The 13,529-nt window shown below is 72.2% G+C and carries 12 protein-coding genes; 5 read left to right on the forward strand and 7 right to left on the reverse strand.

The genetic code is table 11. From position 1 onward, the window contains the following. The first annotated feature begins 31 nt into the window (after positions 1–31). A complete protein-coding gene (locus ACIOHP_RS23875; RefSeq protein ID WP_401890553.1) occupies positions 32–1,459 on the forward strand; it encodes a S28 family serine protease in 1,428 nt (475 codons plus the stop codon). Positions 1,460–1,485: 26 nt separating this feature from the next. Here the strand turns inward: ACIOHP_RS23875 and ACIOHP_RS23880 are convergent, their stop codons facing one another. From ACIOHP_RS23880 to ACIOHP_RS23890, 3 genes are all read right to left on the reverse strand, one after another. Beyond that, entirely contained in the window at positions 1,486–2,121 is a 636-nt protein-coding gene (locus ACIOHP_RS23880; RefSeq protein WP_361539219.1) for a hypothetical protein, read from the reverse strand. Positions 2,122–2,234: 113 nt separating this feature from the next. Beyond that, positions 2,235–4,019 carry a glycoside hydrolase family 3 protein gene (locus tag ACIOHP_RS23885; RefSeq protein WP_401890555.1) on the reverse strand — a complete coding sequence of 595 codons (1,785 nt, stop codon included), beginning with the start codon at positions 4,017–4,019 and terminating at the stop codon, positions 2,235–2,237. Between the two features lie 201 nt (positions 4,020–4,220). Further along, entirely contained in the window at positions 4,221–5,270 is a 1,050-nt protein-coding gene (locus tag ACIOHP_RS23890; protein ID WP_401890557.1) for a LysR family transcriptional regulator, read from the reverse strand. Positions 5,271–5,422: 152 nt separating this feature from the next. On the opposite strand from ACIOHP_RS23890, the gene ACIOHP_RS23895 reads away from it, so the two are divergent. The 3 genes from ACIOHP_RS23895 (at position 5,423) to ACIOHP_RS23905 (ending at position 8,841) form a co-directional block, all read left to right on the forward strand. Beyond that, complete coding sequence (locus tag ACIOHP_RS23895; protein WP_401890560.1) at positions 5,423–6,361, forward strand: EamA family transporter; 939 nt, start codon at positions 5,423–5,425, stop codon at positions 6,359–6,361. A gap of 610 nt (positions 6,362–6,971) precedes the next feature. After that, a complete protein-coding gene (aroA, locus tag ACIOHP_RS23900) occupies positions 6,972–8,225 on the forward strand; it encodes a 3-phosphoshikimate 1-carboxyvinyltransferase (RefSeq protein WP_401890563.1) in 1,254 nt (417 codons plus the stop codon). Then, complete coding sequence (locus ACIOHP_RS23905; RefSeq protein ID WP_401890565.1) at positions 8,209–8,841, forward strand: GNAT family N-acetyltransferase; 633 nt, start codon at positions 8,209–8,211, stop codon at positions 8,839–8,841. The genes aroA and ACIOHP_RS23905 overlap by 17 nt, the downstream gene beginning before the upstream one ends. 48 nt (positions 8,842–8,889) lie before the next feature. Here the strand turns inward: ACIOHP_RS23905 and ACIOHP_RS23910 are convergent, their stop codons facing one another. Beyond that, positions 8,890–9,837, reverse strand: coding sequence for a LysR family transcriptional regulator (locus tag ACIOHP_RS23910; protein ID WP_361539204.1), 948 nt, complete (start codon positions 9,835–9,837; stop codon positions 8,890–8,892). A gap of 50 nt (positions 9,838–9,887) precedes the next feature. Here ACIOHP_RS23910 and ACIOHP_RS23915 point away from each other — a divergent pair, with 50 nt between their 5' ends. Next, positions 9,888–10,463: an alpha/beta hydrolase gene (locus tag ACIOHP_RS23915; protein WP_401890569.1), complete on the forward strand. Its 576-nt coding sequence runs from the start codon at positions 9,888–9,890 to the stop codon at positions 10,461–10,463. Here ACIOHP_RS23915 and ACIOHP_RS23920 read toward each other — a convergent pair. The 3 genes from ACIOHP_RS23920 to ACIOHP_RS23930 form a co-directional block, all read right to left on the reverse strand. After that, entirely contained in the window at positions 10,441–11,694 is a 1,254-nt protein-coding gene (locus tag ACIOHP_RS23920) for an MFS transporter (protein WP_361539198.1), read from the reverse strand. The genes ACIOHP_RS23915 and ACIOHP_RS23920 overlap by 23 nt on opposite strands. 79 nt (positions 11,695–11,773) lie before the next feature. Then, on the reverse strand, positions 11,774–12,574 hold the full coding sequence (locus tag ACIOHP_RS23925; protein WP_401890572.1) for a sugar phosphate isomerase/epimerase family protein: 801 nt from the start codon (positions 12,572–12,574) through the stop codon (positions 11,774–11,776). A gap of 17 nt (positions 12,575–12,591) precedes the next feature. Beyond that, positions 12,592–13,524 (reverse strand): GNAT family N-acetyltransferase, encoded by a 933-nt coding sequence (locus tag ACIOHP_RS23930; protein ID WP_401890574.1) that lies wholly within the window; start codon positions 13,522–13,524, stop codon positions 12,592–12,594. Positions 13,525–13,529 lie beyond the last annotated feature (5 nt).

Here is a 13,529-nt window from a genome sequence, read left to right on the forward strand (position 1 = left end):
GCTCGCACATCTGTCTCACAGGGGAGGGTGCATGCGCAAGGCGCTCAGATGGCTGCTGGCGCTCACAGTGCTCATAGGCACGTTGAGCACGGCAGGGGCGGCCACCGCCGCCGAGCCGGCCACCGGCACCACCGACATCAAGGAGAGACTGCTCTCCATACCGGGCGTGAGCCTGATCGAGGAGAAGCCGTACACCGGGTACCGCTTCTTCGTCCTCAACTTCACGCAGCCGGTCGACCACCGGCACCCGTCCAAGGGCACGTTCCAGCAGCGCATCACCGTGCTGCACAAGGACGTCTCCCGCCCGACGGTCTTCTACACCGGCGGCTACAACGTCTCCACGACGCCCAGCCGCCGCGAGCCGACCCAGATCGTGGACGGCAACCAGGTCTCCCTCGAGTACCGCTTCTTCACCCCGTCCCGGCCGAACCCGGCCGACTGGACCAAGCTGGACATCTGGCAGGCCGCCAGCGACCAGCACCGCGTCTTCAAGGCACTCAAGAAGATCTACGACAAGAAGTGGATCTCCACGGGCGGCTCGAAGGGCGGCATGACCGCCACGTACTACGAGCGCTTCTACCCCAAGGACATGGACGGCGTCGTCGCCTACGTCGCCCCCAACGACGTGGTGAACAACGAGGACTCGGCCTACGACCGCTTCTTCGCCAACGTCGACACCAAGCAGTGCCGCGACCGTCTGAACGCGGTGCAGCGCGAGGCGCTCGTGCGCCGCGAACCGCTGGAGAAGAAGTACGCGGAGTACGCCGCCGCCGAGGGCTTCACCTTCAACACCGTCGGCAGCCTCGACAAGGCGTACGAGGCGGTCGTCCTCGACTACGTGTGGGGCTTCTGGCAGTACGCCCAGGCGGCCGACTGCGGCGAGGACGAGCTGATCCCGCCGGACGCGAAGACCGCGACCGACGACCAGATCTGGAACTCGATCGACACGATCTCCGGGTTCTCGTTCTACACGGACCAGGGTCTGGAGCCGTACACGCCGTACTTCTACCAGGCGGCCACGCAGCTCGGTGCGCCGAACATCCACTTCCCGCACATCGAGAAGAAGTACATCCGCTACGGCTACCAGCCGCCGCGCAACTTCGTCCCGCGCGAGATCCCGACGAAGTTCCAGCCGTACGCGATGCGTGACGTGGACAACTGGGTGCGCCACAACGCCCGCCACATGCTCTACGTCTACGGCCAGAACGACCCGTGGGGCTCGGAGCGCTTCCGGGTCGACAAGGGCGCGAAGGACGCGTACGTCCTCACCGCCCCCGGCATGAACCACGGCGCCAACGTGGCGGGCCTGGTCGCCGACCAGAAGGCCTTCGCCACCGCCCGCATCCTCGACTGGGCCGGCGTCCCCGCCTCGGCCGTCGCGCAGGCGAAGCCACTGGCGACGTTCGACAAGAAGCTGGACGTCCGCGACGTGGAGCGCGAGCCCACGCTGCGGCCGTAAGGCAGGGTGCTGCGCCCGGCCCCCGATCACACCGGCCGGGCGCAGCCCACCGGCTTCTCGCCCCGGAGCTGTACGTACAACGCCGTCGACACCGGGCACTTCGCGCGGCTGGTGACCGCCTTCGTCACCTCGTACTCCGGCTTCTTCCCGCCCTCGCCGTCGCACGTCGTCTCGCGGACCTGGCCGTCGCCGGAGCTGTAGACGCAGTCGCCGACGATGGTGCGCGGACCGCCTCCGCCGCCCGGGTCGCCGGGATGCGGCGGGGTGAGGTTGCGCATACAGGCGTAGCCCCGCGGGACCGCGCCGTCGCCGTCCTCGTCGGAGGACGGGCTCTGTTCGCTGATGTGCAGCACGAAGTCCGTGGTCCCCGGGCACAGCGGGCCGTCGCCCACGGTGCCGTCGAAGCGCGCCACGACCCGTGCCGCCGCCCGCTCGCTGGTGCACGGGACCTCGGTGAAGCTGGTCTTGCCGAAGGAACTGCACTCGTCGACCGAGAGGAAGACCGCCCCGTACCCCGAGGGCCGGGTGGGCGCGACCTCGTTGCTGAGCCGGCTCTCACCGTCGGTGGCGGTGCCGTCCGACGAGTTCTGGCATCCCGCCAGCAGGGCGGCGAGCAGTGCCAGCAGTGCGCACACCACCCCCACGGAACATCTCTCACGCATCGCAGCCCCCCGGATACCCGTCCAGCGTGACCCGCCGCGGCGGGCACACGCCAGACGTGCGGGGCGCTTTGCGCCCTTTGGTGGGCGTACGCCGGGTGCGTGGCGTACGCGTACTACGTCTGATACGACAAGCCGTACCCGATCGGATACAGCACCACGGCCGGATCGTCGGCCCGCTGCACCGGCACCGGCAGCCTCCCGCGCGGCGCCGCCCGCCCCGCGATCACCCGCGCTGCGGCCCGCAGTTCGACATCGGTCCAGGAGTACGAGGCCACGACGGCCGGTACGGAGGGCAGGTGCGCCACGTCGTAGGGGTTGCGGACCGCGATCGCGATCACCGGTCTGCCCGTCGCGACGAGCTGTTCGACGAGCGTCTTCTGGCTGCTGGTCGCCGAGACGTTGTACGTCCCCACGACCACCGCTTCCACGTCCCGCGCCGCCGCGACCGCCTTGGCGATGGTGGCGGCGGAGGGTGCCGTGCCGGTCGACAGGGCCGTGGCCGTGAAGCCGAGCTCGGTGAACGCGGCCGCGAGCACCCCGGTCGGCGGGCCCGTCGTACCGGACGGGGAGGCCGGGTCGGCGCCGACGACGAGGAGCTTGCGGGGCGACAGAGGGAGCGTGTGGTTCACGTTGACCAGCAGGGTCGTCGTCCGCTCGGCGATCCGGTCGGCCGCCGCGAGGTGGGAGGGGATCCCGACCGCGCGGGTCACCCCGGCCTGGCTGACGTACGGCGCCTCGAACAGCCGCAGCTTCGCCTTCAGCCGCAGCACCCGCAGGATCGACTCGTCGAGCCGCGCCTCGGTCAGCTCCCCGTCCCGTACCGCCTTCAGGACGGCGTTCCAGGCGACGTCCAGGTTCGGCGGGTTCAGGAGCTGGTCCACCCCCGCCTTCAGCGCCAGCACGGGCACGCGGTCGTCGCCGTACTTCGTGCGGACGCCCTCCATGCCGAGGGAGTCGGTGACGATCACGCCGTCGTAGCCGAGCTCCCCGCGCAGGATGCCGTTCAGGATCGGGTGGGAGAGCGTGGCCGGATCGCCGGAGTCGTCGAGGGCCGGGACCATGATGTGCGCGGTCATGATCGAGTCGATGCCGGCGGCGATCGCGGCGCGGAACGGGGGAGCGTCGAGCTGGTCCCACTGGGCGCGGGTGTGGGTGATGACCGGGAAGCCGTAGTGGCTGTCGACCGCGGTGTCCCCGTGCCCGGGGAAGTGCTTGGCGGTGGCGGCGACCTGCCGCGCGTGCTGGTACCCGGCGACCTCGGCGGCCACTATCCCGGCCACCGCGCCCGGGTCGGCGCCGAAGGAGCGCACGCCGATGACGGGGTTGGCCGGATTGACGTTGACGTCGGCGACGGGGGAGTAGTTCTGCCGGATGCCGAGGGCCCTGAGCTCCTGCCCCGCGATACGGCCGAGGGTACGGGCGTCCTTGCGGGAGCGGCCGGCACCGATGGCCATCGCGCCAGGGAAGAGGGTGGCTGGCTCGCCCACCCGGCAGACGATGCCGTGCTCCTGGTCGGTGGAGACGAGGACGGGCAGGCCGCGGGGGAGGGTGAGGGACGCCTTCTGGATGCCGTTGGACAGGTCGGCGATCTGGTGCGGATCGCGGGTGTTGTGCGCCCAGGTGAAGTAGATGATGCCGCCGACGCGGTACTTGGCGATCAGTTCGGCGGCCGTGCGGACGCCGATCTCCTTGAGGTTGGCGTCGATGTCGGCCTGGTCGGGGGCGGTGGCGGAGTGGCCGTAGACCCGCATCACGAAGAGCTGGCCGACCTTCTCTTCCAGGGTCATACGGGAGACGAGGGAGCGGAGCTTCTTGTCGTCCGCGTATGCGGTCCCGCCGACGGCGAGGGTGGCGGCGACTCCCGCGGTGGCGGCGAGGACGGTGCGTCTGGAGGGCACGTGCGCTCCTTCCGGAGGTGATCCGCTGAAGGAAACTTCCGAGGAGTCACCAATATCCGGGAAGTTTCTGCCAGTCAAGGGAGTGCACACTAACCCGCGGTGGGCCCGCGGCCCGGCAATGAGGGGCCGCCATCGGCGCTGTTGGAGGGGGGCGCGCCGATGGCGGCGTGCTGCCGGCCGCAGTACGGCGGAGAGGGTAAGTCAGCGTTCGCAGCCAGCAGCGAGGCCGACACCGCACCGCGGTGACTCTCCGACAGCTTGCGGGTTGGACGAGCGGGGGTGGGACGGGGTTCCCGGCTCGGCCCCGAATCCCGGAAGTTGGTGGGCCCGGGGGCAACGGGACGGATGAGCCGCCACCTTGGGCCAGTGGTCCTGCAGAGTGCGTACGGTCTCGGTGATCGACGGCCGCCCCGCGGCACCGGACCGCCACAGCGCGTACAGCCGCCGCACCGGCGTCGGATCGAGCTCCACCTCCACCACCCCGCCCGGCAGCGGGCCCCGCCCGAGCCGGGGGATGAGGCAGATGCCGAGACCGGCGGCGACGAGGGCGACCAGGGTCGGGTTCTCGTCGGCCTGGTGGATGATCTCCGGCTCGTGCCCGGCGGCACGCAGCGTCCGTACGAGCCACTCGTGACAGACCCGCCCCGGCGGCTGGCACACCCACCGCTCCCCGCCGAGATCCTCCCGCCGGACGACCCTCCGGCCGGCGAAGGGGTGCCCCTCGGGGACCAGCAGGGTGCACCGGTCCTCCCCGATGGCCGCCTGCTCGACCCCCGGCGGCACGGGCAGCGGGGAGATGTCCCAGTCGTGCACGACGGCCATGTCCAGCGCCCCCTTCGCGACCAGACCGACGGACAGATGCGGGTCGATCTCGGAGAGCCGGAGGTCCAGGGCGGGGTGCCGGGTGGCGAGGTCGGCGAGCACGGCGGGCATCAGGCCACGGGCCGCGGAGGCGAAGGCGGCCACGGTCAGCCGCCCCGCCGGGATGCTCCGGCGCTGTTCGATGCCCGTCTCGGCCCGCTCCACGATCGCGAGCAACTCCTGTGCCGTGTCGACGAGTTGCAGCGCCTCGGCGGTGAGCCGCACCCCCCGCCCCTCCCGTTCGAGCAGTACCGTCCTCGTCTCCCGCTCCAGCTTGGCGATCTGCTGGGACACGGCGGAGGAGGTGTACCCGAGCGCGGCGGCGGCCGCGCCGACCGTGCCGTGGACGGAGACGGCGTGCAGGGCGCGCAGGCGCTGGAGATCGAGCACGGGGCCCTCCATTGATCAGGGTTGCGGTTGGTCAGCGTTGCGGTTGGTCGGCGTTGCGGTTGGTCGGCGTTGCGATTGGTTAGGGTTGCTACATCCGACCGTGCAGTAATCATCGCTGGTGCTTCACGGTCCCGGGAAGTGATGCTCGACGCATGCGTCCCGCACACATCGCCCTCGCCGTCCTCGTCGCCGCCGTATGGGGCGTCAACTTCACCGTCATCGAGATCGGCCTCGACCACTTCCCGCCGCTGCTCTTCTCGGCGCTGCGCTTCCTGGTGGCGGCGCTGCCTGCGGTGTTCCTCGTGGGGCCGCCGAAGGTGGCGTGGAAGTGGATCGTGGCGGTGGGGCTGGTGTTGGGGGTGGCGAAGTTCGGGCTGCTGTTCGTCGGGATGGACGCGGGGATGCCGGCGGGTCTTTCGTCGCTGGTGCTCCAGATCCAGGCGGTGTTCACGGCGGCCATCGCCTTCGCGGTGCTGGGCGAACGGCCCACCCGGCTGCGGCTGTCGGGCATGCTGGTGGCGCTGGCCGGCATCGGAGTGGCAGCCGTGGACGAGGGCACCTCCGGTCCGCTCGGCGCGTTCGCGCTCTGTATCGCGGCGGCGGCGTGCTGGGGCGTCTCGAACGTCCTGACCCGTAAGGCGGCGCCGCCGGACGCGCTGAACTTCATGGTGTGGGTGAGCACGGTGCCGGTGCTGCCGCTGCTGTTCCTGTCGCTGCTGCTGGAGGGGCCTCGGGCGGACTACGACGCACTGCGCGCGCTGGACTGGCAGGGTGCCGGCACGGTCGTCTACGTCGCGTGGATCACGACGGTCTTCGGGTTCGGGGCATGGGGGTGGCTGCTCCGCCGCCATCCGGCGTCCACGGTCGCGCCCTTCTCGCTGCTGGTCCCGGTGTTCGGCATGTCGTCGGCGGCGCTGTTCCTGGGGGAGGGGGTGAGCGGGCTGCGCTGGTGTGCGGCGGCGCTGCTGGTGGGTGGGGTGGCGCTGGCGTCGGTGACGGTGCGGGGGGCGCGGGTGGTTGCGGGGTCGGGGGTGGCTGGCGGGCCGCAGGCGGGCGAGGTGGTGCGGGTGCGGGTGGGCGGGGAATCGTGAGCGTCTGACGGTGAGTGGGGGGATGCCTGCGGCGGCCTGTTGCGGTTCGGTGGGGGTTTGCGTTGCGCACTACTCGTCGTTGGGGGTCGGTGCCGCACCGGGGGGTGTCCGTCCTCGGTCGGGCGGTGCGGTGTGCTGGGGATGTGCTCTTGGTTGGTCGCCCGACGCTGCGGGCGGACACCCCCCGGTACGTCCCCTGCTCGCCGTTGCGCAAGCGCGGGGCCCGTCCCGTCTGAGGGCGGCGCGTCGATACGGGTGCGTCCCGTCTGGGGGCGGCGCGCGAGTGTGGGTGGCGTCCCGTCTGGGGGCGGTGCGCGAGTGTGGGTGGTGCCCCGCCTGGGGGCAGTGCGCGGGCGGGCCCGTCCTGCCTGGGGGCGGTGTGGTGGTTGGGGGTGCGTTCCGTTAGAGGGCGGTGCGCATGCGTGGGGGGTGTCCCGTCCGGGGATGGCGCGGTGGTGGGGGTGCGTTCCGCCTGGGGGCGGTGCGCATGCGTGGGTGGTGTCCCGACTGGGGCGGTGCGGCGGGGTGGGTGCGGGCTGTCTGGGGGCTCGCGGGGTCCATTCCGTGGACGGGTCGGCGTTGGAGGGGGGTGGCGGTCGATCATGTGGGTATGTCCGTTGTTGACGTTCCCGGGTCCAAGTCCATCACCGCCCGCGCGCTCTTTCTGGCGGCGGCGGCCGACGGAGTCACCACGCTCGTGCGGCCCCTGAGGTCGGATGACACGGAGGGCTTCGCGGAGGGGCTGACGCGGCTCGGGTACCGGGTGGGGCGGACGCCGGATGTCTGGCAGGTCGACGGGCGTCCGCAGGGCCCCGCGGTGGCGGAGGCGGACGTGTACTGCCGGGACGGTGCGACGACGGCACGCTTCCTGCCGACCCTGGCGGCGGCGGGGCACGGGACGTACCGCTTCGACGCCTCGGAGCAGATGCGGCGCAGGCCACTGCTGCCCCTGACCCGAGCCCTGCGCGACCTGGGCGTGGACCTGCGGCACGAGCAGGCCGAGGGGCACCACCCGCTGACGGTGCGGGCGGCCGGGGTCGAGGGCGGCGAGGTGGTGCTGGACGCGGGGCAGTCCTCGCAGTACCTGACCGCGCTGCTGCTTCTGGGCCCGCTGACCCGCAAAGGTCTGCGGATCCGGGTGACGGACCTGGTCTCGGTGCCGTACGTGGAGATCACGATCGCGATGATGCGGGCCTTCGGGGTGCGGGTGGACCGGGAGGGGGACGTCTTCGTGGTCCCGCCGGGCGGCTACCGCGCGACGACGTACGCGATCGAACCGGACGCCTCCACGGCCAGCTACTTCTTCGCCGCGGCGGCGGTGACCCCCGGTGCCGAGGTGACGGTCCCGGGGCTGGGGACCGGCGCGCTCCAGGGCGACCTGGGCTTCGTCGACGTACTGCGGCGGATGGGCGCGCAGGTGTCGGTCGGCGCGTCGGGCACGACCGTGCGGGGGACGGGCGTGCTGCGCGGCCTGACCGTCAATATGCGGGACATCTCGGACACGATGCCGACGCTGGCGGCGATCGCGCCCTTCGCGGACGGCCCGGTCCGTATCGAGGACGTGGCGAACACCCGGGTCAAGGAGTGCGACCGTCTGGAGGCGTGCGCGCAGAACCTGCGAAGGCTCGGGGTGGACGTGGCGACGGGTCCGGACTGGATCGAGATCCAGCCGGGTGCGCGCGGTGAGGGCGCGGAGATCGCCTCGTACGGCGACCACCGCATCGTCATGTCCTTCGCGGTCACGGGGTTGCGCGTGCCGGGTATTTCGTTCGACGACCCGGGGTGCGTACGCAAGACTTTCCCCGGTTTCCATGAGGCGTTCGCGGAGTTGAGGGGTCGGCCGGGGAATGGCGTTCAAGCTTGAAGGTCCGGTGCTGGAGGGTGAGTTGGTGCGCCTGGAGCCGCTCTCGCACACGCATGTGACCGAGTTGGCGGTGGCGGCGGAGGAGGACCGGGGAACGTACGAGTTCACCTGGGTGCCCAGGGCCGACGAAGTGGCGGACTACGTCGACGCGCAACTCGCCCGGGCCGCGACCGGCAGGCTGGCGCCGTACGCCCAGATCTCCAGGGCGACGGGGCGAGTGGTGGGCGCGACGTCCTACTGGGAGCCCCGCAGCTGGCTCTCGGACGACACCCTGGACGCCATCGAGATCGGCTTCACCTGGCTGGCCCGCTCCGCCCAGGGCACCGGCGTCAACGCCGAGGCCAAGCTCCTCCTTCTCCGCCACGCCTTCGAGGTGTGGAACGTCTCGAGGGTGGACCTGAAGACGGACGCCCGCAACGCCCGCTCCCGAGCGGCGATCGAAAGCGTCGGCGCCCACTTCGAGGGCGTCCTGCGCAACTGGTCCCGCTCCTGGGCCCCGGGTGAGGACAACCGGCTGCGGGACTCGGCGATCTTCTCGATCACGGCGGACGAATGGCCGGAGCGGCGGAAGCGTCTGGAGCAGCGGGTGGCAAGGTTCGGCCCCGGGGTGGGGTGATGGGCCGATCTGCTCTACGGCGGGCTCCGGCCACCTGCGGTTTTTCGGCTAGGTCTGGGACACGTCCGCCAGTCGTCGTGCCTCCCGGACCAGGTGCCGCCTGACCGTCTCCAGGACCGGGTCCGTGTCCGCGCCCGTGCGGACCGCCGCGAAGATGTTCCGCGAGGGAGGGGCGCCCTCCGGGGTCAGTACCGCCAGTGCCCGGTTCGCGTAGAGGGGGTGGACCAGGCGGGGGATCAGGGCCACGCCCGCTCCCGCCTCCACCAGGGCCGCCAGCGCGCCCCAGTCGTTCACGGCGTGCCGGATGTCCGGGGTGAAGCCGGACGTCGCGCAGACGGCGCGGGCGATCGCGCCCACACAGCTGCGGGCGTCCCCCGCGATCCAGGTCTCGCCGGCCAGCTCCCGCAGCGGGATCCGCCCGCGTCCCGCCAGCCGGTGATCCGCCGGGACCACGATGTCCATCACGTCCGTCAGCAGGTCGGACCGGCTGTAGCGGCGGTCCGTGTGGGGCGGTGTCGCCGCGAAGTCCACCGCCACGGCCACGTCCACCTGGCCGGCGTCCAGGGCCGTGAACAGGTCCGGCGGTTCCGCCTCCACGACGTCGACGCGGACGTGGGGGAGGTGTTCGGCCAGTTCTCGGAGCACTCCCGGCAGCAGGCCCAGGATGCCGCTGGAGAAGCAGCCGATGGTCACCGAGCCCCGGCCGCCGCTCCCGTACGCCGCCAGGTCGGCCCGGGCCCGCTCCAGTTGGGCGGCGATCTCGTCGGCGTGGGCCAGCAGCACGCGGGCCTGTCCGGTGAGCCGTACGCCTCGGCCGTCCCGTTCCGTCAGTGGTGCGCCGATCTCGCGGGCCAGTGCCGAGAGCTGCTGCGAGACCGCCGACGGGGTCAGGTGCAGGGCCTCCGCCGTTCTCGCCAGACTGCCCCGGCGCTGGAGTTCGCGCAGGACGGTCAGCCGGCGCAGGTCGACTGTGAAGGTCTCGCTTACCTGTTCCATCGAGAAAGGTTAACTGGACCCCTGGGGCGGGTTCGGAAACCATCGAGGCCATGACCGCCTACCTCATCCTCCACGGCTGGCAGAACCACCGGCCCAAGGACCACTGGCAGCACTGGCTCGCCGACCGTCTCGGCGAGCTCGGCCACCAGGTGACGTATCCGCAGCTGCCCGACCCGGACGACCCGGACCTGGAGGTGTGGCTCGGTGAACTCGCCCGCCATCGTGCGCAGGACGCACCGGACGTCGTCGTCGCCCACAGCGCCTCCGTCCTGCTGTGGCTGCACGCCGTCTCCCGCGGGATGGTCGGGCCCGGTGACGTGGACCGTGTTCTGCTCGTCGGCCCGCCCTCCCCCTCCGTCCTCGCGCGGTACCCCGAGGTCGCCGGGTTCGCCCCGCCCTCGCTGGACCTCAGCCTCCCCGGCCCGACCGTCCTCGTCGCCGGCGACGACGACCCGTACTGCGAGGGGGGCGCGCGGGCCGTCTACGGCGACCCTCTCGGCATCCCCTCCACCCTCCTCCCCGGCGCGGGCCACCTCGACCTGGACGCCGGTTACGGCTCCTGGCCCTCCGTACTGGAGTGGTGCCTGGACCCGGCAGCGGAGTTCACGGTCCGGCCGGAGCGGTAGCCGTACCGGCCGCGCCCGTCCGCCGCAGTTCCGGCGTCGTGACGCCCACCGCCGTCACCGCCGCCAGACACATCAGCCCACCGGAGATCAGCGCCGTCGCGCCCGAGGACCAGCCCGCGACCAGGCCGCCGCGCAGATTGCCGAGGTGGGGGCCCGCCTGGCCGACGATCGTCTCGGCGGCGGTGACACGGCCGAGGAGGGCGTCGGGGGTGAGGGTCTGGACGATGGTCGTACGGGAGAGAACGGCGAGGGCGTCCGCCGCGCCGGCCAGGGCCAGCAGCCCCAGGCCCACCCAGGCGCTCGTCGTCAGGCCGAAGAGGAAGAGGGCCGCGCCCCACCCCGCGGACGCGCACAGCATCACCGGGCCGGGGCGGGCCAGCCGGGTCACCGGGCCGGAGAAGGCCGTCGCGGTGACCCCGCCCACCGCCAGCGCCGACAGGAACAGGCCGAGGGTGCGGGGGTCGCCGCCGAAGCGTTCCTCGTTGACCAGGGGGAACAACGACGTGGGCATCGCCAGGAGACAGGCCGCGAGGTCCGTCAGCAGCGCGCCGCGCACCGCGCGGTGGCCGGTCAGAAAGCGCAGACCGTCCAGGACGCCGTGGACGCCGGGCCGGGACCTGTCACCCTCGGGTGGCAGCGCGGGCAGGCCGTAGGCGCCGTAGAAGGACAGGGCGAAGCTGAGGGTGTCCAGCAGATAGCAGACGCCGATGCCCCACCAGCCGAGGACGACACCGGCGACGGCGGGGCCGACCAGCATCATCGCCTGGCCGGTGACCTGCTGGAGGGCGAGACCGGCGGCCACCTGCTCCTTGGGCAGCAGCCGGGGGACGAAGACCCCCGCCGCGGGGGCGCCGAGCGCGGCGAAGGACGTCTGGGCCGCCACCAGTACGAGGACCACGGGCACCGGCGCGTGGCCGGCGAAGCCCTGCACGGTCAGCAGCAGGGAGCAGACCGCCGAGCCGACGGTGCCGGTGAGATACATACGGCGGCGGTCGACGCGGTCGGCCCAGGCACCCGCGAACAGACTGACGGCGACCATCGGCACGGCCTGCGCGATGCCGACGGCGCCGCTCCAGAACGCGCTGTGCGTCATGTCCCAGACCTGGTACATGACGGTGACCATGGTCATGAAGGTGCCGAGCGTGGACACCGTGCGCCCGAACAGCAGCCGCCGGAAGACGGGGGAGGTACGCAGGGGCCGGACGTCGAGGAACACGTCGGACAGGCTCATGAGAGGGGGACCGGGAGCGGGGCGGGCTGATGCACCCCGGGACGCTAACCGGCCCCCGGCCCCTGAGCCACCGAATTACCTACGCGCTCTCGTTCAGGAGCCGGGCCAGGTGCTCGCGGCCCGCGCCCAGCAGCTCGGGAAGCGGTGCGGCCGCCTCGTACCAGCGCTTCTCGTACTCCCAGCACAGCCAGCCGTCCCAGCCGTGGCGGGAGAGGACCTCGACGCAGTCGGCGAGCGGCAGTACGCCCGCGCCGAGCGCGAGCGGAGTGGTGTCGTCGGGCGAGGCGATGTCCTTGACCTGGACGTATCCGAGGAACGGGGAGAGCGCGGCGTAGGTCTCCGAGGGCTGCTCGCCGCCCAGCCAGGTGTGCATGACGTCCCACAGCGAGCCGACGTTGCGGTGGCCGACCGGGCCGAGGATGCGGATCGCGTCGGCTCCGGTGCGGTGCGAGTCGTGGGTCTCCAGGAGGATGCGTACGCCAGCGTCCGCCGCGTACTCCGCCGCCGTGCCCAGGCGGCGTGCCGCCGTCGCGTCGGCCTCGGCGGCCGACTGCTCGGGGCTCGCGCCGGGGAAGACGCGGATGTACGGGGCGCCCAGGTCGCGGGCGAGGTCCAGGAGGGCGCGGATCTCCGCCAGCACCGGCTCGTCGTCGCCCGGCGCGGCCACGCGCGCATACCCGGCGAGACCGAGGACCTCCACCCCGGCGGCCTTGAACTCGGCCGCCACGTCGGCCCGTTGGGCGGCGTCGATGCCGGGATGCACCGGCTCCTCCGGGTGCGCGCGCAGCTCTACGCCGTGATAGCCGTGCGTGTGCGCGAGGCGGAGCACCTCGGGGACGGGGAGACCGGGGACGCCGAGAGTGGAGAACGCCAGCTTCATGCTCCGGACTCTACGCGTCACTCCTGGGTGGCGTGCAGATCCAGGCGCCAGTCCTGGCCGACCAGGTCCTTGCCGAAGGAGCGGTGCGGTTTCTCGGCGACGAGGACGAAGCCGTGGCGCTGGTAGACGCGGCGGGCGGAGGCGAGGATGTCGTTGGTCCACAAGACCAGGTCGCGGTAGCCGACGCCGCGCGCGAAGCCGACGACGGCCGAGACCAGCCGGTCGCCGATGCCGAGGCCGCGAGCGTCCGGTTCCACCAGGAGCAGCCGCAGGCGGGCCGTCGCCGGGGCCTCGTCCCGTACGACCATCACGCACCCCACCGGCCGGCCGTCGAGCTCCGCGATCCACACCCGCTCCAGGTGCGGGTCGTGGTCCTCCGCGAAGTCGGCGACGATCCGGGCCACCAGCCCCTCGTAGTCGGCGTTGAAGCCGTGCTCCGCGGTGTAGAGGGCGGCGTTGCGCTGCACGATCCAGCCCAGGTCGCCCGGGCCCGGATCGCGCAGCAGGACGTCCTCGCGGCGGGGCGGCCGGCCGTCGGAGAGGAGCTCGCGGACGGTCCGCATGGCCTCGGCGAGCCGGGGGCGCTCGGCGGACGGAACCGTGGCGAGCAGCGCGCCCACCGATTCGTCCGCGCGCTCGGCGAGCAGGGCGGCGGTCTCCCGTCCTCGTGCCGTGAGGGTGACGTTGCGACGGCGCGGGTCGCGGCGCGACGGGGTGCGTTCGATCAGCCCGTCCTGCTCGAACTTGTTGAGGATGCGGCTCAGGTAGCCCGCGTCCAGGGAGAGTTCACCCCGCAGGTCCGCCGCGTCCGTACGCGGGGAATGCGCGAGCTCGTACAGGACGCGGGACTCGGTGAGGGTGTACGGGGCGTACAGCTGACGGCTGTAGTCGAGGGCGCCGATGACGTTGGTGTAGAAGCGGTTGAAGGCGCGGATGTCCTGGACGGTCATGATCG

Source organism: Streptomyces sp. NPDC087859, assembly GCF_044742595.1.
Lineage (GTDB): Bacteria > Actinomycetota > Actinomycetes > Streptomycetales > Streptomycetaceae > Streptomyces > Streptomyces canus_F.

What these genes read in the sequence shown, in the direction of transcription:
- ACIOHP_RS23875 (WP_401890553.1), top strand. Translation starts at nt 32, where the DNA reads ATGCGCAAGGCGCTCAGATGGCTGCTGGCGCTCACAGTGCTCATAGGC.
- ACIOHP_RS23880 (WP_361539219.1), bottom strand. Translation starts at nt 2,121, where the DNA reads ATGCGTGAGAGATGTTCCGTGGGGGTGGTGTGCGCACTGCTGGCACTG.
- ACIOHP_RS23895 (WP_401890560.1), top strand. Translation starts at nt 5,423, where the DNA reads ATGCGTCCCGCACACATCGCCCTCGCCGTCCTCGTCGCCGCCGTATGG.
- aroA (WP_401890563.1), top strand. Translation starts at nt 6,972, where the DNA reads ATGTCCGTTGTTGACGTTCCCGGGTCCAAGTCCATCACCGCCCGCGCG.
- ACIOHP_RS23905 (WP_401890565.1), top strand. Translation starts at nt 8,209, where the DNA reads ATGGCGTTCAAGCTTGAAGGTCCGGTGCTGGAGGGTGAGTTGGTGCGC.
- ACIOHP_RS23910 (WP_361539204.1), bottom strand. Translation starts at nt 9,837, where the DNA reads ATGGAACAGGTAAGCGAGACCTTCACAGTCGACCTGCGCCGGCTGACC.
- ACIOHP_RS23915 (WP_401890569.1), top strand. Translation starts at nt 9,888, where the DNA reads ATGACCGCCTACCTCATCCTCCACGGCTGGCAGAACCACCGGCCCAAG.
- ACIOHP_RS23920 (WP_361539198.1), bottom strand. Translation starts at nt 11,694, where the DNA reads ATGAGCCTGTCCGACGTGTTCCTCGACGTCCGGCCCCTGCGTACCTCC.
- ACIOHP_RS23925 (WP_401890572.1), bottom strand. Translation starts at nt 12,574, where the DNA reads ATGAAGCTGGCGTTCTCCACTCTCGGCGTCCCCGGTCTCCCCGTCCCC.
- ACIOHP_RS23930 (WP_401890574.1), bottom strand. Translation starts at nt 13,524, where the DNA reads ATGACCGTCCAGGACATCCGCGCCTTCAACCGCTTCTACACCAACGTC.